Here is a 17,840-nt window from a genome sequence, read left to right as displayed (position 1 = left end):
GCGGCCAAGGCGGACCCAGCACCGTCACGTTGCGCGATCAGGGAGCGCCCGGCATCCCCGAGTCGCCTAGCCGCCGGTAGAGCGTCGAGTCGCAGCTCATCCCCGGTCATAGCGGCCCAGTAGCGCGCTGAAATCGTTGTCGCGCAGGTAACGCAGCGTGCCGGAATCGGCCGGGAGGTAGCCGACCATCAGCTCCTCGATCCGGCCCGCGGTCTGGGCCGCCGCCTCCTGCACCGTCGCGACGATCGTGCGGGCCAGACGGTCGCCGTCAGCATCCCGAAATATCCGCTGATCGAGGCTCAAATCGACCAATTGGCCACGTGGACCGACCGTCGCCCGCACCAGGCCGTCGTCGGATTCGCAGCTGACCCGGACCGCCGCCAGGCGTTGCTGCAGATCGTCCAGATCGGACCTAAGTCGGGCATACTGCCCGTAGACCTCCGCCAATCGGTCCCGTAATCCCTGGTTGGCATCGCGGTCCGCTGTTTCCGCCACGGTCGCCACTCCTGTTCGCCGCCATCGAACATCGTGACAATACCGGCCTTGGACACGTTGCGTGGTCCGGTAACTTCATTCCGCACAAGGAGGGGAAATCCACGATGATCACGCGGGCCGACGCCGAGGCGATCGCCGCACGCTGGGCGTGTGGCGAGACCGAGCAGCGGGGGTACGCGTGTGAGCCCGCGCTCGCCGAGTTCGACCTCGGCTGGGTGATCTGGACACGGCCGCCACCCGGCGTGCTCCCCCTCCCCGGCGACGGCGCCCGGACGGTGATCGACCGGGAGACCGGCACACTTTCGACCTGGCCCGCGATCCCGCACGACGAGATCGCCTCGCTTTACTCCGCGCGTCGTCCGCGTCCGTCCTCGACGGTCGATCCCCGGGTGGCGCTGCACCGGGCCGTGCGGCGCCGGCCGAGCCCCACCACGGCGGCCGAGGTGATCGCCGACGGCCGGATCTTCCGCGCGCAGGGCGCCAAGGGCGATCAGCAGGTCAACCATCATCCGCAGGTGGCGTCCCGGCTTGCCGCGCTGCCGCCGGCCGCGCGGGTCCGCGGCGCCGAGCGCCACGCCGAGATCATCGCCGTCTCCGACGCGCTGCACGAGACCGGCGAGGTGGGTGGTGGGTTCCATTCATTTCTCGTACGCGACCAGACCGATCCCGAAGCAGGTGCGCCGTCCCGTCCGTGCGAGACCTGCCTGACCGTACTCGTGGATCTCGGCCTGCTGCCGAGTGGCGAGTTGGCGTACGCGTCCGAGTGGCGATTCGGCTCTTCCCAGGTGGCGGGCCGTTTCCCACCCGAGGTGGGCCGAGTGCTGGCCGGTGGCGGCTGGCTCGGGGTCGAGCTGCCCTCCCCGCCGGTGCTGGCGGAGGCGGAGCGGCTGATGGGCTCGACGGCGTTCCCGGCGGCTCGGCGCGCGCTGGCCGAGTTCGGCGGGGTGCGCTGCGGCCGGCGAGGTCCGGGCCGGCGGCGAGCGATCCGGCTGCTGACGTTCGATCCGTTGCCGGGTGCGCGGTCGGCGGCGGCGCTGGCCGAGTTTGCCGAGGTCGTGGGGGCGCCGGTCTTTCCGATCGGCGTCGAGGGCGGGGACGCGCTGGTGGTTGTCGACGAGCGGTCCCGGGTCTTCGTGCTCGATCAGGCCGGTGACTGGTTCGTGGGGGATTCCCTCGATGACGCCGTGATCGGGCTGCTGACCGGGGATGGGCCGGCCGCCCGTCTTCGCGACGACGGCTCCTGGTCGTAGGCGCGGCGCGAGGCCGCCCCGTGCGTCACGCGCGAAGCTGTCGTGCGTGACGCGCGAGGCCACTCAACGCGTCAGTCGAAGAGGTCGTGCAGGAAGCTCTTGTGCCGCTTGCGGTAGTGGCCGTGGTGGCCGGCGGCACCGTGCTGGCGGTAGTGCCCGTGATGGCCGTAGTGGCCGTGGTGGCCGTAGGCGGCGGGCGCCGGGTAACCGTGGGCGGCCGGAGCGCCGTAGGCCGGGGGTGGCGGGGCCGCATAGCCGCCGTGCGAGGGAGCCGCGTAACCGCCGTGCGGTGCCGCGGGCGGGGGCGGCGGTGGGGTGTAGGCGCCGGGCTGCGGTGCGGCGGGGGCCGATGCGGGGCGCCCGGGGGCCTGCCGACTGTTCCAGGTCGACTCGGCCTCGAAAAGTTTCTCCAGCTCACCGCGGTCGAGGAAGATGCCGCGGCACTCGGTGCACTGATCCACCGTTACGCCGCTGCGCTCGTACACTCGCATCTCGCCGTGACACTTCGGACAGGTCATCTGCATCTCACAGACGGTACAAGGCGTTGTCACGCTTCCGGGCCTTGTCAGGCTGTGTGCTTGCTGAATGCTCGATGGGAAATGTCGGACGTCAGCGCGGGAGCCCAGATCAGGAAGGCGATCGGGTAGAGCAGGTAGCCGAAGCGGGTCGTGGGCAGCAGCAGGATCGCGGCGAGCATGCCCCAGCCGCAGATAAGCGCCGCGGTGGTCGCCGTCCGCGGCGGGCGGCGTACCAGCCGTACTCCGATCACGACGGCGACCGCCGCGAGCAGCGCCATCGTGATGAAGTGGCCGTCGGGCAGGTGATGTGCGATCAGGTAACCGGGGAACGGCGACTGCGCCGGGCTGGTGACCAGGCCGTGGCCGAGCGGGAAGCGGAGCACGTTCTCGACGAAGGCGCCGGCGTCGACCAGGAACGGCGGGATCAGCACCAGGATCGGCAGGCCCAGCGCGCCGGGCAGGAACGACCGCCACTTGCCGCTGGCGATGGCGAACGCCGCGAGGACGACGAGCACGGGGAACGCGAAGAGCTTGCCGGCCGCGGCCGCGCCGATGGCGACTCCCGCCCATCCCCAGCGGCCGGTTGCCGCGAGGGCCAGGGCGAGCAGGCAGAGCGCGAGCACCGGGAGGTCGTCGCCGCCGGTGGCCAGCGTGAGTGCGCAGATCGGCAGCACCGCCACGGCCTGGATGGCCCGCACGACGAGCGGACTCGTACCGGCGCCGGGCGAGCCTTTTTGCAGCAGGCGGACCGCGATGATCAGCGCGGCCACCGTCACCGCGGCGAACCACACCCGCGCGTCGGTCCACCAGAAGTCGCCGAAAGCGGCCCGGGGCAGCCCGAACACGGCCATCCCGGGCTGGTAGGGGCTGTAGCCCATGAGCCGGTCGTCGAGCGGCAGGGCGGCGATCGCGTCCCGGCTCAGGTAGGGCGTCCCGTGGTGCAGCAGCCGGTCGCCCATGTTCTCGACGACCAGCACCTCCTCCTGCGCGCGGTCGGTGCGGCCGCCGGCGCGCTGTACCGCCTCGACCACCAGCGGCAGCAGGGCGGCAAATGCGCCGGTGGTCCAGGCCAGCGCGGCCCGCCCGGCCGTTGAGCGGGTTACCAGCTGGACGACGACAACCAGCGTGGCGGCCGCGTAGGCCCACACCGCGATCGCGCCCCACGCGCGGTGTGGCAGCAGCGTCGACGTCAGAGCCGTGACGAGCGCGAAGGCGGCGGAGATCGCGTACAGGATGAGGTCGGCCGTCAGGCCGTCGCCCGCCCGATCGATGCGCTGAAGCAGGCGGCCGGCGCGGTTCGTCACGCCGGCAAGTGTGGCAGAGCAGGTCAGCCCGCCCACGAGACCGGCTCAGCCCGCCCACGACATCGGGCGTGGGCTCGCCCGAGAGGCCCGGCCGAGGCGACCATCGGGCCAGCGTGGGAGCGCGCGAGCAGGTCAGGGAGGACCGCGGCGCGCCCGGCCGAGGCGACCGTCAGGCCGACGCAGAAGGCGCGCGAGCAGGTCAGCGGCGCGAGCCGGGCGTTCGCGTCAGGCCGGCTGGTGGGGCAGGGCGGAGCGGGCGCCGCCGGAGGGGCGCCGGCGCGGCAGGCGCACCACGGCGCCACCGTCGTGAAGGGGCACGGCCAGAGAGCCGGGGCGGCCGCCGGAGCCGCGCTGCAATGCGCCGAGCAGGCGGGCCGCCGCCATCGGGCGGGCGAACAGGTGGCCCTGGCCGGCGACGCAGCCCAGCTCCCACAGCGCGTGCCGCTGCGGTTCGCTCTCGACGCCCTCGGCGACCACGGTGAGGTGCAGGCTGCGGGCCAGGTCGACGGTCGAGCGGATCACCGCGGCCGCCTCGGAGGACGTCTCCACGGCGGTGACGAAGTCGCGGTCGATCTTCAGCTGGTTGACCGGGATGTGCGACAGCACCGAGAGCGGGGAGACGCCGGTGCCGAAGTCGTCGAGGGCCAGGCCGACGCCCGCCTCGCGCAGCTCGGCCAGGGCCCGGCCGACGGTGTCGAGCTGGCTGATCGTCAGGGTTTCGGCGAGTTCCAGTACGAGCCGGTCGGCCGGCACGTTGTGGTGCGACAGCTGGGCGAGCACGGTCGCCGGGAAGCGCTGGTCGAGCAGGCTGCGCGGCGAGACGTTGACCGCGACGGGCAGGTCGTAGCCGGCCTCGCGCCACACGCAGAAGGCGGCCAGAGCCTGGTCGAGCACCGCGTCGGCGAAGGCGGGCAGCTGGCCGGAGCGCTCCACCGTCTCGAGGAACTGCATGGGCGTGAGGTACCCGTGCTCGGGGTGCTGCCAGCGGGCCAGCGCCTCGGCGGAGATGATCTCGCCGCTGCCCAGGTCGACGATCGGCTGGAAGTCGACGACGAACTCCTGCTTGGCGACCGCGCGCTGCAGCTCGCCGCCGAGCATCAGCCGGCCGACGTCCGCCGTGTCCTGCGAGTGCGCGTACGTCGCGGTCGGCTGGCCGGCACGCTTCGCCTGGTACATCGCCACGTCGGCGCGCCGCATCAGCTCGTTGATGCCGCCGCTGCCGGGGGCCAGGGCGATGCCGCCGGCCGCCTCGACGGTGATCTGCATACCCTCGACCTCGAGCGTCGCCTCGAGCGCGCTGAGCATCTGCTCGGCCCGGTGCGTGGCCAGGGCCGGGGTGACCAGGTTGACCAGCAGCACCGCGAACTCGTCGCCACCGAGCCGGGCCACCAGGTCGCCGGGAGCCGCCGCGTCGTCGAGCCGCCGGGCCACCTCGCGCAGCACCGCGTCGCCGGCGCCGTGGCCGAGCGTGTCGTTGACCTCTTTGAAGTGGTTGAGGTCGATGAGCAGCAGCGCGACGACGCCGTCGTCGGTGCGGCCGCCGAAGTACTCCTCGGCCCGCTCGTACAGCTCGCGGCGGTTGGCCAGCCCGGTCAGCGGGTCGTGCGCGGCGTCGAAAGCATTCTGCTCGTTGAGCCGCTGCAGCTCGGCATAGGCCGCCGCGTTCCGGATCGCCGTGCACAGTGCCGACGCGAAAGTCTTGAGCTTGTACCGCTCGAACTCGGTCAGCCGGATCTTGCCGTGGAAATCGAGCACCAGCGCACCGGCCCGATAGCTGCGGTCGCGCGTCTCGAGGTCGGTGGTGATAGAGGAGTCGCCGCCGAACTTCCGCGGCCCGGGCCCGTCGTAGGTCACCCCATCGGCGTCGGCGCGAATCACCCGGTTGACACCGCTGCCGGTCAGGTCGATCTCGACCACGTCGGCGGAGAACAGCCTGGTGCCCTGGCCCGCGGCGACATAGAGCACCTGGTTGAGGTCGACCGAGCTGAGCTCGTCGGTGGTGTCGGCGAGCTGGCGCCACGCCTCACGCTCCTGCTTGGTGCGCAGACGGCGCGACTCCCACAGGTGCAGGCAGGCGACCACCATCGGCACGAAGGCGAGCAGTAGCAGGCTGGCGCCGCTGACCAGCACCTCGATGACGTAGATGGCGGTCACGAGGCGGGCAAGGTGGCTGAACGCGCGCGTGGTGAGGCCTTGCCGGAAGGACTTGCTGATCGTCGACTGTGAGGCGACCGCGATGACCGGGTGGAACACAAGCTCATCAACGATCCAGAAGACCAGATAGGCCGCGATGATCGCGCCGACCGTCGCCCGCGGCTCGGTGGCGTTCGGCGTGACGCCGAGCAACGCGAAGGTCGCACCGGAGGCGCTGACGACGAGCACCTCTTTACCGACCGCGAAAAGCCCCTTGTTCCACGAGTACGCGCGGTTGAGCAGGCGAATCGTCGTGAGGCCTGCAGCCACGCAGAGCACGACCCAGGGAATCGGAATCAGCACCAGGCCCACCATGATGGGCACCTCGGTCCAGCTGGACCCGCTGCGGCTGGAGTGGATCCGGACGTCGATCTTCACGCGGTAGGCGACCGCGACGACCAGGAAGATCGTGGCCAGAAGGATCGGATTGGGCATCGCGGCGTGAGTGACCGTCGCGTGCCAGATGTCGAGCCCGAGCGCGCCGAGCGCCAGAACGACGACGAGACCGACGAGCAGCTTGAGCTGCCGATCGGTCGCGTCGTCGTTGGAGCTTCGGTTTCGCACGGTAGTTGTCCTGTCGCCGAGCGCAACGGTTGGTCCCGGGCTCAAGCGTATTCGTGTGCGCTACGTGCGCACCACCGTCTCAATCCCAAGTAAGCGAACGCATTGCCTTGATCTCCTCGCGTTGGGCGGACCCCCAAGGCGGTGCCCCAGGTGGATCTTCAGTTCGTCGCGACACGGAGAACGCTAGGACCGATGCATCCTGATGGGAACCGATTTGTGTCGGTATGCGCAGAAAGCGAGAATCGGGGAACCGGTCATTACACACGGTCCCTATTCGAAAGCGCAGAGTCATTTACATTGGCGTTATGGCCGCAGTGTCCGAATAGCTTAGAGTGCAGTTTTCATAACGCTATGGATTGACAACTTGCCCCAGTTATCCGTAGCGTCGGAAAACTCTCTGAGCAGCGCTTAGATCATGAACATTTGTAGTACACGAATTGTGGTGCCGTGCGCTGCGACGGAGCTAACTCCGTGCTCCGGTGAGGCTTCTATAAACTCCCGGTATGCCCGACGAATCCCTGCTCACTCACGTTGATCACACGGGCGCGGCACGCATGGTCGACGTTTCATCGAAGGCGATCACCGTTCGCCGCGCGACCGCCGCCGGCCGGGTGGTCACCACGCCCGAAGTGATCGCTCTCCTACGTGGAGAAGGCCTGCCCAAGGGCGATGCGATGGCCGTCGCGAGGCTCGCGGGGATCATGGGCGCCAAGCGGACTCCCGACCTCATTCCCCTCTGTCATCCGATCGGCCTGCACGGCGTGGAGCTCGCCCTCGACCTCACCGACACCACGGTCGAAATCACGGCCGTCACCAAGACCGCCGACCGCACGGGCGTCGAGATGGAGGCGCTGACAGCGGTCGCGACCTGCGGACTTGCCATGATCGACATGATCAAGGCAGTGGATCCGGCGGCGAGCATCGAGGCCGTCCGGGTCTTGCGCAAAGAGGGTGGCAAAACCGGCGATTGGGTACGCCCGGAGGACCGTCCATGAGGGCCCGAGTGATCGTTGCCAGCAACCGCGCCGCCGCCGGCGTCTACGCCGATACCAGCGGTCCGCGCCTGGTCAGCGGCCTGCGCGAGCTCGGCTGCGAGGTCGGCGAGCCGGTGGTGGTGCCCGACGGCGACCCGGTCGCCGAGGCGCTGCGCGAGGCGGTCGCCGACGGCGTCGACGTGGTGCTGACCAGCGGCGGGACGGGTGTCACCCCGACCGACCGCACCCCCGAGGCCACCCGCGGCCTGCTCGACTTCGAAATACCGGGCATAGCCGAGGCCATCAGGGCATACAGCCGCGACAAGGTGCCCGCGGCGGCCCTCTCGAGGGGCCTGGCCGGGGTCGCCGGACGCACGCTGATCGTGAACCTGCCCGGCTCCACGGGCGGTGCCAAGGATGGCCTCGCGGTCCTCGCGCCCCTGCTCAGCCACGTTGTCGACCAGATCAACGGCGGCGATCATGCCCAAAAGGCCTAGCCTCGGAGGCATGCGCAGAGAGTTCTAGACGCAATGTGCAAAACTCGACAACGGTGATCTTCCACATAGTGGGACGATGCCCAGCCGGGCGCCTAGGGGCTGCGGTGGATAGGCTTCGACGGTGAGTGTTGACGCGACTCCGGTCGACTGGGAGCAGGCCCGCGCCCTTGCGTACGAGGCGGGTCGGAGCGCCGCCGGGCCTGCCGAGTTGATCTCCCTGCCCGAGGCGGACGGCCGCACGCTCGCCGAGCCGCTGCGCGCGCTCACCGATCTCCCCGCGTTTGCCACGTCGAGCATCGACGGCTGGGCGGTGCGCGGCCCCAAGCCTTGGCGGGTCATCGGCCGGGTGCTGGCCGGCGGTGTGGCCGCCCCCCTCGATGAGGACGGCACGTGTGTCGAGATCGCGACCGGCGCGATGGTGCCGGTCGGCGCCGACGCGCTCATCCGCATAGAGGAGTCGACTCGCGACGCCGCCGGCCTGGTCAGCGGCGCGCCCCGGTCGATTCCCGAGTGGCGCCTGCCCGGCGAAGAGGCGCACAAGGACGAGGAACTGCTCCCCGCCGGGACGGCCGTCGACCCGGCGGTGATCGGCGTCGCCGCCACCTGTGGCTATGAGGTGCTCAGCGTGCGGCCGCGGCCCCGCGCCGGGCTGCTGGTCTTCGGCGATGAGCTGCTCACCGCGGGCACACCGGGCGCCGGCCGCGTGCGCGACTCACTCGGCCCGCAGGTGCCGGGCTGGCTGCGGCGCTGCGGCGCGATCATCGACCCGGCCGCGGTGGCCGGCCCGGTGCACGACACGCTCGACGCCCACCTCGAGGCGGTACGCGGCGCGCTCGCCGGCGCCGACCTGGTCTGCACCACCGGCGGCACGATGCACGGCCCGGTCGACCACCTGCATCCGACGCTGGCCGAGCTAGGCGCGGAGTACGTGGTGAACACCGTCGCCGTACGCCCCGGCTTCCCGATGCTGCTCGCCCGCATCCCCGGCCCCGACGGCCGACCCCGCTTCCTGGCCGGCCTGCCCGGCAACCCGCAGTCCGCCGTGATCGCCCTGATCACCCTGGTCGCCCCGCTGCTCGCCGGCCTCCAGGGCCGCCCGGCGCCGGCGCTGACCCGGGTCGAGACCGCCGCCGCCGTACCGGGTCGCGGCGACTTCACGCATCTGGCGCTGGCCCGCCTCGATCGAGACGGCCGGTCGGCCACCCCGGTCGGCCACGTCGGCTCGGCGATGCTGCGCGGCCTGTCCAATGCGCACGGTTTCGTCGTGGTCCGCCCGGGCACCCAGGCGGCGGCCGGCGACCTCGTTCCCTTCCTCCCACTGCCACTAGTCGCCGGGGAGCGCCCATGACCGGAAAAGTCGTCATCGCCGAGGTCCACGACGTTCCGCTCGACCTGGCGGCACACGAGAAGGCCGTCGCCGAGGTGCGGGCCGGTGCCGTCGTCTCCTTCCAGGGCGTAGTCCGCGACCACGACCACGGACGCGGCGTGACCCTGCTCGAGTACGAGGGCCACCCGACCGCCGAGGCGATCCTCCGCGAGGTGGCCACCGAGATCGCCGCCGACCCCGACGTCTACGCCGTCGCCGTCTCGCACCGAATCGGCAGCCTCGCGATCGGCGACGTGGCCCTGGTCGCCGCCGTCAGCACCGCACACCGGGCGGCCGCCTTCGCCGCCTGCGCCCGACTCGTCGACGAGGTAAAGGCCCGCCTCCCCATCTGGAAGCGCCAGGTCTTCACCGACGGCACCGACGAGTGGGTCAACTGCCCGTAAGCACGCCGAAGTCGTGCAATAACGCGAAAAATCGGGTGGGCTTCGGCGGCGGCGCTATAGCGCGTGAGGTAGTGGATGGCCGGCGCGTGACGCACCGGCGGCACCACGTGGACCGCGGCAGGCGCGGTGAGCGCGACGTCGGGATCAGCGCGGCGGACCGCGGTGGGCGAGGCATCGGGGTGAGTGCGGCGGGCAGTGGCGGGCGCGGCGTCGGGGTGAGTGCGGCGGACCGCGGTGGGCGCGGCGTCGGGGTGAGCGCGGCGGGCAGTGGCGGGCGGGGCGCGGGCGGTGGGCGCGGCAGGCGCACCGTCGGGGTGAGCGCGGTGGGCCGGGCGTCAGGGTGGGCGCGATAGGTGTGGCGGCGTGGTGTCGGGGGCGACGTTATCGCCCTCGCGGGACCGGGATGGCCGGCGCGCGACGCAGTGGTGGCACAACGCGGCGGCGGGCCGGAAGGGCCGGTGCTACGCCTGGGCGCCAGGGCAGGGCGTTCAGCAGCAGGATCAGGATGAAGGCGTAGCCGTTCCAGCCGGTTGTCCATCGTGGATCGAGTACGACCAGGAAGTAGACAAGTGCGGCCGCTACGGCGAAACCCAGGCCGGGAAAGCGCGGGCCCCGGGCGGTGACCTTTCGGCGGGCGGCGGCGTCGACCAGGATCAGGACGGCGGGCAGGATCCAGATCATCTCGTGGATGCGGCTTACCGGGCCTACCGCCGCCGCCGTGAGGCCGACCAGGGTGAAGGCGGCGATCTCGTCGCCGTCGGCGTGGGCCGAGCGGGCGCGGATCATGCCGACGGCGACCAGCAGGCCGGCGAACGCCAGCCAGATCAGCACGGGAGTGCTCGTCGAGTCGTAGAGCCGGGCCAGCACGCCGGCCAGCGACTGGTTGAGGGGATCGTCCAGTGACGCCGACCGGTCCAGGCGGGGAAGCCGGCTGGGTGCGGCCAGCGCCGCGACGCCGAGCAGCGTGCCCGCGGTGACCAGCGACGAGACCGCGGCCCGCCATTGGCGGCTCACGACGAGGTAGAGGATGAACAGGCACGGCCAGATGGCAAGCGCGGTCGCGATCCCGGCGCCGACACCGCCCCACGCTCCGGTCGCCCAACCCCGGCGAAGGGGACCAAATCGGAGCAGACGGCGCCCGCCCGGCGGCCGAGAGGCGGGCGGCCCGGGCCACCACGCGGCCCGGCTGTGCGCCCAGGCCGAGCGGCGCAGCGCCACCACGTCGGCGGTGACCAGGCCGAACAGCAGCAGGTCGAGGGTGCCGAGGCCGAGCGTCGCCCGCACCGGCGCGACCGTGAGAGCCAAACCCGCGGCGCCCAGTACGGCCGGGAAGCGGGACCGCCCGTAGCGGCGCGCGACCGGACCGGCCAGCGCGATCGCGGCCAGCACCAGGGCGGCCACCCCGACCAGGGCGAGCAGGCCACCCGCGGCCGGGAGCGGAAGACGTTCCAGGGGCGCGAGCAGGAGAGCGGCCGGTGGCGGGAGCGCCGTTTCCGCGGCGGCGAGGGTGCTCAGCCCGTACGTCTGCTGGAGCCAAATGATCGCCAGGCCGGCGCCGATGCCGCCCAGGGTGGCCACAACGGACCTTGTGTGCTTCGCCGGCATGGCGCGACCCCCGTCGCTCTCGAAGGCGCAGAACCAGCCCGCGCGGCCCTCGATCGCTTTAACGCGGAGATCGCGACAAGGTCACCCGAAACCGGGGTGCCAAGATCACCCAGGGAGCTTGCGGGCGGCCGCCGCCGACATCGCGGCGATCCGGGCGTCGCGCTTGGCGGTCTTGGCGGCTCGCTTCATCGCACGCTGCGAACGGTCGACCGCGTGCGTCGTCCGATAGCGAAGGCCCGGCCTTCCTTCCGTGTCGGCCGCGGCCAGCAGTAGACCGCCGAGCAGCCCCAGGTTCTTGAGCAGCGACGTGGGCTGATCTTCACTAGGGGAACCGAGGCTCGCGGCCGTCGTCGGCACCAGACCGGCCGCCAGGACAGCGGCCGCGGGCCGGGTGAGATGCCCGGTGGCCAGCGCGAGACCGGCCACCACGTCGGCCGCCGCCTTGGCCCGCACGATCGTCCGCGGGTCGGTCGGGATGCGCGGATCCGTTTTTTCCAGCATCGGGCCGACCTTGTCGAGAATCCATCGCGCGGACTCGACCTTGGCTTCCGGGTTGATCAGGTGGCGCACGCCGTCGACCACGAAGAGGGAGGCGAGCATGGCACGGGCCGCGCTGCGTACGGGTCTCATGAACTGGTTATACCCGAGTGAACCGGTTATACCCGAGCGGACGGGCCATACCCGAGCGGACGGGCCTCACACCGGCTGGGTGCGCAGGTATCGGCCGAAGTGCGGCACGGTGAACGCGACGGTGCCGCGCTCGCCCGAGTAGATCAAACCCTTCTTGATCAGGGCATCCCGGGCCGGGGAGAGGCTGGCCGGCTTGCGTCCGAGCGCCGTCGCGACGTCGGACGTGGGCACGGCCGCGTCCATGTCGTTGTCCGGATCGCCGGAGAGCGCGGCCATGGCCCGCATGTATTCACGCTCGGCCGGGGTGGCCCGCTCGAACCGGGAGCCGAAGAAGCCGACCGCGAGCTCCGCCTCGGCCTCGGGCGCCGCGACCCGCACATCGGCGTCGGTGACCGGGGACTGCGGCGCGTGATCCCAGGTGGCCTTGCCGTACGCCTGGACGAAGTAGGGATACCCGCCGGACTTCTCGTAGAGCAGGTCCAGCGCCTTCGCCTCGTACTCCACCTCTTCCCGCGCGGCCGGCGCGCTCAGAGCGAGATCGGCCGAGACCCGGTCGAGCCGGTCGATGCGCTGGTAGCGGAAGAGGCGCTCGGAGTACGACTTCGCGGCGGAGAGCACGGCCGGCAGGTGCGGCAGCCCGGCCCCGACCACGATCAGCGGCGCGCCGAGCTGCGACAACTCGTGGCAGGCGGCGCAGAGCGCGGAGACGTCAGCCGGGCCGAGGTCTTGCATCTCGTCGATGAACAGGGCGATGCCGGTGCCGACGTCGGTGGCCAGCGATGCCGCGTCGGTGAACAGCTCGACCAGGTCGATCTCGATGTCGCCGGAGTCGGCGCGCCCGCGGGACGGCGGCACGTCGATGCCGGGCGACCAGCGGTCGCGGATCTTGCCGTTCGGGTCGTTGGCCCGCAGCGCGAACGCCTTGAGCACGCCGAGCACCTCGTCGACCCGGTCGGGGTTGCGGTGGTGCGGGGCGAGCTCGCGAATCGCCATGTGCAGGGCGGCCGAGACCGGGCGGCGCAGCGACTGGTCGGGGCGGGCCTCGATCTTGCCGGTGCCCCAGAGGCGGCCGATGGCGGCGGACCGCAGAGTGTTGAGCAGGACGGTCTTGCCGACGCCGCGCAGGCCGGTGAGAACCAGGCTGCGCTCGGGGCGGCCGCGGGCGACCCGCTCGAGCACCACGTCGAAGGCGTCGAGCTCGCGGCCACGGCCGGCCAGCTCGGGTGGGCGCTGACCGGCGCCGGGGGCGTAGGGATTCCGGACCGGATCCACGCATTGCACCGTATCGGGTTGTCTAGCGAAATAGCTAGAGTCCGCTAGCAAAACCTCGCGAGTGTCTTCTACGGGAATCTAGCGTTTTTTCAAGACTCGGCTAGAGCGCCTTATGCTCCTTCAGGCAGAGCACGAAGTCGAGGTCGTCGAGCGGGCTGTCGTAGAAGTACCACTTCGTGTACCCCGGGACCTTGGCGCACTTGGCCTCGGCGTCCTTCTGCCCCGACGTCTTGCCGTCGATGCGTTTGAGCACCTGGTACGTCCCCGAGGCGCACGCCGTGGCGCGCATCTCGGGCAGCTCGTCGGTGCCCTCGTTGACCACGCAGTCGCCCTGCTTGACGTTGAATCGCGCGTCCTCGCTGCCCAGCGGCACCGGGCCGGGGTTGGTCGCCGCGTCCGACGGGCCCGGCGAGGCCGCCGGTTTGTCGGCCCGCTCCTTGAGCAGCCAGGCGGTCGTGCCGAGGCCGACGCAGATCAGCACGCCGAGCGTCACCACGAGCGCGATGATCGGCGTGTTCCGTTTCGACGGCGGCGTCGGGGGCGGAGTGGCCGGGTTCCACATCGACGAGGAGTGGTAGGAGAGCGGTTGCTGCGGAATCGACGCCGACTGCCCACCCCACGACGGATCGGGCGGAATCGGCGCGCTCTGCTCGCTCCAGGGGTCGGCCGGTTCGCCGTACGGTTCGTTGGAGCTCCCGTGCGACCATGGCGGGCCGGAATGGGGGCCGTTCTGCGACATGGGAGGTTCCTCCGGGTGCGGGTTAACGCTGCCTGCCACCGTAGCGTGCGGGGGTGACACAAACCCGCACGGAATCGCCGCTGTTGTCGGCTATACGACCTCCGTCGCGTACTGCCGGCCGATACGGTCCACGGTCGTGTCACCACTGCTCGTGATCTTGGCGGCCGCGTTCGGCGCGGCGTCCTCCGCCTTCCTGCCCCGGCTCGCCCATCGGTTCGCCGTCGGCCACGCCGACCAGCCTCGCGCCGGCTGCGCGATTTGCCAACGGCCGTTCGTCCCGGGCTTTCCAGGGTGGGTACGCGCCGGAGCCGCGTGTTCCTGTTCCGGTGGATTTGGGTGGACGGTCGCGACCGGCGCGACGGTGGCCGGGCTGCTGGCGGTCGTGATCGGGCCGTCGCCGCTACTGCCGGCCTACCTGCTGGCGTCCGTCCCGGCGGTGCTGCTGGCGATGATCGACCTGCGCTGCCTGCGGCTGCCCGATCGACTGGTCGGCGCCGTGGCGGCGAGCGCCGGGCTGCCACTGGCGCTGCTGCGGCCGGACCGGATCGTGCCCGCACTGGTGGCGGCGGTGACGGTGCTCACGGCGTACGCAATCGGGGTCTTGCTCGGAGGTCTTGGGCTCGGCGACCTGAAGCTCGCCGCCGTGCTGGCCCTGATCCTGGGTTTCGCCGGCTGGCCCGCCGTGCTCGTCGGCGTGCTGGCGCCGCACCTGATCGGTGGGCCGATCGCCATGTTCCTGCTGGTCACCGGCCGCCGACGGGTGCTGCCGTTCGGCCCGGCGCTGCTGGTCGGCGCCTTGATCGGGCTTACAGCAGCCTGAGCTGGCGATCCTTCGGACGGGCCGGCACGGTGTCGCCCAGCCGCTCGAACAGCCCGGAGTCGATCGCGTCGAGGAACGGGGTCGGCGACTGCTCACGCTCGCTGCCATGCCGGAAACGCCGGGCCGAATGGCTGAGGTAGAGGCGGTCCTGCGCCCGCGTCAGGCCGACGAAGAACAGCCGTCGCTCCTCCGCGACCTCGTCGTCGGTCGGAGCCGAGCCCGGCCAACGCAGCGGGAGCAGGCCGTCCTCGCAACCGACCAGGAAGACCACGGGAAACTCGAGGCCCTTGGCGGCGTGCAAGGTGAGCAGGTTGACCGCCTCGGCCCGCGGGTCCAGGGCGTCCACCTCGGCGCCGGTCGCGACCTCTTGCAGCAGGCGCGGAAGATCGTCGCCGATGCGGTGGGCCAGCGGCATGAGCAGGTCCGCGGCCGCCCAGATGTCCTCGGGCGCCAGTTGTTCGGCGTCGAGGGTCGGCGCGGCGAAACGCTGGGCCAGCACCTGCGCGGTCAGCTTCACCCGGGCCGCGAGCGAGCCGCCCAGGCCGCCGGCGTGCCGCAGCTCGCGGGCGATGACCTGCACGCCGGCCCGGTCGCGCAGCCGGTTGTGCGAGCGCTTCTGCACCGGCACGCCGGCCCGGGAAAGCGCTTCGACGATCGCGCCGGACTGGGCGTCGGTGCGATAGAGCACGGCGATGTCCGAGAAGGACAGGTTGCCGGCGGCGGCCGAGCGGGAGTCGACCCGGCCCGAGTCGAGGGAGCGGTGCGAGAGGCCGCCGACCAGCTCGTCGATCGTGCGGACCACGAAGTCGGCCTCGTCGGCGCCGCTCCCGGCCGGGTAGCGGCCGACCAGCGACGCCTCCGGATCGAGCCGGGCGGGGTCGAGGCGGCGGCCGCTGACCAGCGTCGAGGGGGCGATGGCCTGCACGGCGGCGGCGAGAATCGGGGCGCTCGACCGGTAGTTGCGGGTCAGCCGGACCAGGCGGGCGTCGACGAAGTCCTCGTTGAAGCGCAGGAAGTACTTCACGTCGGCGCCGCGGAACGAGTAGATGGCCTGGTCGGGGTCGCCGATCGCGCACAGGTTGCCGTCGGCCGGGCTGAGCAGGCGCAACAGCTCGTACTGCACCTCGTCGACGTCCTGATACTCGTCCACGAAGATCCACTGCCACTGCTTGCGGTACTTGTCGACCAGGGCCGGCTCGTCGCGGAGGAGGGCGACCGGCAGCGCGATCAGGTCGTCGAGGTCGACCAGGTCCTGCTGGCGCAGGAGTTTCGTGTACGCGAGGTCGTCGTCGCCGGCCTGCTCGCGGGCCTCTTTCTGCTCGGCCTCGTCCGCTATACGCCAATTAGGGCCGAGGCCGGCGGCCTTGGCGTTCTCCTTCAGGATCGTCAGGCCGATCGAGTGGAACGTGCCCACGGTGATGTCCTCGGCCACGTCGCCCAATAGGGCGTCGAGGCGCTCGCGCAGCTCGGCCGCGGCCCGGCGGGTGAAGGTGATCGCCAGGCAGCGGTGCGGGAAGACGCCGAGCTCGGCGCAGAGGTAGGCGATCCGGTGGGTGAGCGTGCGGGTCTTTCCGGTGCCGGGGCCGGCGACGATCAGCAACGGCCCGCCGGGGGCGCTGGCCGCCACCCGCTGCATGGCGTCGAGGCGGTCGAGGAGGCCGGTTCCCACCTCTTCCATTCCGGCGAGCATCGGCTCGAACGGCTCGTGCGGGCTGGGCGGTGCGGCGATGGGCGGCGCCGGCTTTTTGGCTTCTTTGACCGGCTTGACCGGCTTTTTCGGGACAAGGGGCTTCTCGGGCTGGCGCTGCTGGGGGACGTCGAACATGGCCAGGTCGAACAGCGCCTCGGTCTGGGCGGGCGCCGACTTGTGCCGCAGCTCCCCGGGGTCGAAGAGCGTGATAACTCCGTACTCGCCGTCATATCCGGGAACCCGCCGGACGTCGCCCCGCCGCAGCCGGCCGATCGCCTCCTGGAGATCCTCCCCGCCGGCCTGGCCGATCTCGTCGAGCGGCACCCGGCGCAGGATGTCGAGCTCCGCCCCGAGCGTGGCCACCAGGTGGTTGAGCTGCGCCTCGACCGTCTTCGACTTCGGGCCGACCCCGTTGATCTCGCCGAGCACCTCGTGCAGCTGGATCAGGTGCTCGACGTGGCCTTCTCTTCGGTAGTCGGCGGGCCGGTCGGCGAGGTCCTCGACCCGGCTCAGCACGCCCACCGTCAGCGGTTTGCCGCACTCGGGGCAGCGGCCGCCGGCCTCCCGGGTGCGCTGCGGCTCCCAGTTGACCCCGCAGACCCGATGCCCATCCGCGTGGTATTTGCCCTCTTCCGGGAAGAACTCCAGCGTGCCCGCCAGGCCGATGCCGGCCCGTACCGCCTCGTAGGAGGGCACGCCGGTGAAGAGCGTCGCCTCCCGGGCCAGCGCGGCCGGCGAGTGTGCGTCCGAGTTCGAGACGAGCCGGTATCGGTCCAGACTGGACACTCGCCAGTTCATCTCCGGGTCGGAGGAGAGCCCGGTCTCCACCGCCGTGATGTGCTCGGCGAGGTCGGCGTAGCAATCGGCGATCGCGTCGAAGCCCGACTTCGAGCCGAGCGCCGAGAACCACGGCGTCCAGATGTGCGCCGGAACCAGATAGCCGCCCGCCTCCAGCGTGATCTCCAGCAGGTCGCGGGAGTCGAGACCGAGGATCGGACGGCCGTCGGCGGTGAGGTTCCCGATGCGGCCCAGCGCGGTGTTGAACCGGGTCGCGGCCGGGAAGTCGGGCATGTAGATCAGGTGATGCACCTTGCGGGTGCGGTCGTCTCGCTTGTAGATCGTCGAGATCTCGACGCTGAGCATGAACGTCGCCGGATCGCTTGCCTGCAGCGAGCCCGGGAGCCGCTTGGTGACCTCGGCCTCGTCCTTGTGCCGGAACAGGCCGTCGGTGTCCTCGACCAGGCTTTCGCGCAGATGGTCGAACCACGCCGGGTGCGTGAAGTCGCCGGTGCCGAGCAGCGCGATGCCCTTGCGCCGGGCCCACCAGGCCAGATTGGGGAGTGTCAGGTCACGGCTGCAGGCGCGGGAGAACCGGGAGTGGATGTGCAGATCCGCGACATACGTGTCCGCGGTGACCGAGGACCCTGCGTCTTCCGAGGGCACGCGCTGCATCCTGTCATGCCCTCCGGTTCCACTACCAATCGCCACGCGCTGACAAACTTACGGATCTTGATGCCCT

15 protein-coding genes are annotated in these 17,840 nt (G+C 71.2%); 6 read left to right on the top strand and 9 right to left on the bottom strand.

Going from position 1 to position 17,840, the window contains the following annotated elements; all coding sequences use genetic code 11:
* Positions 1-96 precede the first annotated feature (96 nt).
* Complete coding sequence (locus tag A3CQ_RS0111825; RefSeq protein WP_026205604.1) at positions 97-495, bottom strand: YbaB/EbfC family nucleoid-associated protein; 399 nt, start codon at positions 493-495, stop codon at positions 97-99.
* 104 nt (positions 496-599) lie between these two features.
* Here A3CQ_RS0111825 and A3CQ_RS0111820 point away from each other — a divergent pair, with 104 nt between their 5' ends.
* Entirely contained in the window at positions 600-1,745 is a 1,146-nt protein-coding gene (locus A3CQ_RS0111820) for an SUKH-3 domain-containing protein (protein WP_020511147.1), read from the top strand.
* Between the two features lie 71 nt (positions 1,746-1,816).
* Here A3CQ_RS0111820 and A3CQ_RS0111815 read toward each other — a convergent pair whose 3' ends face one another.
* The 3 genes from A3CQ_RS0111815 to A3CQ_RS0111805 all read right to left on the bottom strand — a co-directional run bounded on the left by A3CQ_RS0111815 (position 1,817) and on the right by A3CQ_RS0111805 (position 6,324).
* Entirely contained in the window at positions 1,817-2,269 is a 453-nt protein-coding gene (locus A3CQ_RS0111815; protein ID WP_040432188.1) for a TFIIB-type zinc ribbon-containing protein, read from the bottom strand.
* A 41-nt stretch (positions 2,270-2,310) separates the two neighbouring features.
* Positions 2,311-3,567 carry a glycosyltransferase 87 family protein gene (locus A3CQ_RS0111810; RefSeq protein ID WP_020511145.1) on the bottom strand — a complete coding sequence of 419 codons (1,257 nt, stop codon included), beginning with the start codon at positions 3,565-3,567 and terminating at the stop codon, positions 2,311-2,313.
* 225 nt (positions 3,568-3,792) lie between these two features.
* Positions 3,793-6,324, bottom strand: coding sequence for a putative bifunctional diguanylate cyclase/phosphodiesterase (locus A3CQ_RS0111805; RefSeq protein WP_020511144.1), 2,532 nt, complete (start codon positions 6,322-6,324; stop codon positions 3,793-3,795).
* Positions 6,325-6,827: 503 nt separating this feature from the next.
* Here A3CQ_RS0111805 and moaC point away from each other — a divergent pair.
* The 4 genes from moaC to A3CQ_RS0111785 all read left to right on the top strand — a co-directional run bounded on the left by moaC (position 6,828) and on the right by A3CQ_RS0111785 (position 9,565).
* Entirely contained in the window at positions 6,828-7,319 is a 492-nt protein-coding gene (gene moaC, locus A3CQ_RS0111800) for a cyclic pyranopterin monophosphate synthase MoaC (RefSeq protein WP_026205601.1), read from the top strand.
* Entirely contained in the window at positions 7,316-7,795 is a 480-nt protein-coding gene (locus A3CQ_RS0111795; RefSeq protein ID WP_040432186.1) for a MogA/MoaB family molybdenum cofactor biosynthesis protein, read from the top strand. Before moaC ends, A3CQ_RS0111795 begins: the two co-directional genes overlap by 4 nt.
* Positions 7,796-7,916: 121 nt before the next feature.
* Positions 7,917-9,143 carry a molybdopterin molybdotransferase MoeA gene (locus A3CQ_RS0111790; RefSeq protein ID WP_020511141.1) on the top strand — a complete coding sequence of 409 codons (1,227 nt, stop codon included), beginning with the start codon at positions 7,917-7,919 and terminating at the stop codon, positions 9,141-9,143.
* Positions 9,140-9,565, top strand: coding sequence for a molybdenum cofactor biosynthesis protein MoaE (locus tag A3CQ_RS0111785; protein WP_020511140.1), 426 nt, complete (start codon positions 9,140-9,142; stop codon positions 9,563-9,565). The genes A3CQ_RS0111790 and A3CQ_RS0111785 overlap by 4 nt, the downstream gene beginning before the upstream one ends.
* A 381-nt stretch (positions 9,566-9,946) precedes the next feature.
* On the opposite strand, the gene A3CQ_RS0111780 is transcribed toward A3CQ_RS0111785, so the two are convergent.
* The 4 genes from A3CQ_RS0111780 to A3CQ_RS0111765 form a co-directional block, all read right to left on the bottom strand.
* Complete coding sequence (locus tag A3CQ_RS0111780) at positions 9,947-11,143, bottom strand: glycosyltransferase 87 family protein (RefSeq protein ID WP_020511139.1); 1,197 nt, start codon at positions 11,141-11,143, stop codon at positions 9,947-9,949.
* A 132-nt stretch (positions 11,144-11,275) separates the two neighbouring features.
* Positions 11,276-11,800: a DoxX family membrane protein gene (locus A3CQ_RS0111775; RefSeq protein WP_026205598.1), complete on the bottom strand. Its 525-nt coding sequence runs from the start codon at positions 11,798-11,800 to the stop codon at positions 11,276-11,278.
* A 66-nt stretch (positions 11,801-11,866) separates the two neighbouring features.
* Complete coding sequence (locus A3CQ_RS0111770; protein ID WP_020511137.1) at positions 11,867-13,072, bottom strand: ATP-binding protein; 1,206 nt, start codon at positions 13,070-13,072, stop codon at positions 11,867-11,869.
* Positions 13,073-13,172: 100 nt separating this feature from the next.
* Complete coding sequence (locus A3CQ_RS0111765; protein ID WP_020511136.1) at positions 13,173-13,811, bottom strand: LppU/SCO3897 family protein; 639 nt, start codon at positions 13,809-13,811, stop codon at positions 13,173-13,175.
* 136 nt (positions 13,812-13,947) lie between these two features.
* Between A3CQ_RS0111765 and A3CQ_RS62680 the strand changes: the two genes are divergently transcribed.
* On the top strand, positions 13,948-14,631 hold the full coding sequence (locus A3CQ_RS62680; RefSeq protein ID WP_245577183.1) for a prepilin peptidase: 684 nt from the start codon (positions 13,948-13,950) through the stop codon (positions 14,629-14,631).
* Here A3CQ_RS62680 and A3CQ_RS0111755 read toward each other — a convergent pair.
* Positions 14,618-17,773: a UvrD-helicase domain-containing protein gene (locus tag A3CQ_RS0111755; protein ID WP_020511134.1), complete on the bottom strand. Its 3,156-nt coding sequence runs from the start codon at positions 17,771-17,773 to the stop codon at positions 14,618-14,620. The genes A3CQ_RS62680 and A3CQ_RS0111755 overlap by 14 nt on opposite strands.
* Positions 17,774-17,840 lie beyond the last annotated feature (67 nt).

Source organism: Paractinoplanes globisporus DSM 43857, assembly GCF_000379645.1.
GTDB lineage: Bacteria > Actinomycetota > Actinomycetes > Mycobacteriales > Micromonosporaceae > Actinoplanes > Actinoplanes globisporus.
The sequence above is the reverse complement of the archived record's forward strand: the minus strand, read 5'-3'. Positions and strand labels throughout refer to the sequence as shown.

Excerpts from the sequence above, each read along its gene's own strand:
- A3CQ_RS0111820 (WP_020511147.1), top strand. The coding sequence starts at position 600 with ATGATCACGCGGGCCGACGCCGAGGCGATCGCCGCACGCTGGGCGTGT.
- A3CQ_RS0111815 (WP_040432188.1), bottom strand. The coding sequence starts at position 2,269 with ATGCAGATGACCTGTCCGAAGTGTCACGGCGAGATGCGAGTGTACGAG.
- moaC (WP_026205601.1), top strand. The coding sequence starts at position 6,828 with ATGCCCGACGAATCCCTGCTCACTCACGTTGATCACACGGGCGCGGCA.
- A3CQ_RS0111795 (WP_040432186.1), top strand. The coding sequence starts at position 7,316 with ATGAGGGCCCGAGTGATCGTTGCCAGCAACCGCGCCGCCGCCGGCGTC.
- A3CQ_RS0111785 (WP_020511140.1), top strand. The coding sequence starts at position 9,140 with ATGACCGGAAAAGTCGTCATCGCCGAGGTCCACGACGTTCCGCTCGAC.
- A3CQ_RS0111775 (WP_026205598.1), bottom strand. The coding sequence starts at position 11,800 with ATGAGACCCGTACGCAGCGCGGCCCGTGCCATGCTCGCCTCCCTCTTC.
- A3CQ_RS0111765 (WP_020511136.1), bottom strand. The coding sequence starts at position 13,811 with ATGTCGCAGAACGGCCCCCATTCCGGCCCGCCATGGTCGCACGGGAGC.
- A3CQ_RS0111755 (WP_020511134.1), bottom strand. The coding sequence starts at position 17,773 with ATGCAGCGCGTGCCCTCGGAAGACGCAGGGTCCTCGGTCACCGCGGAC.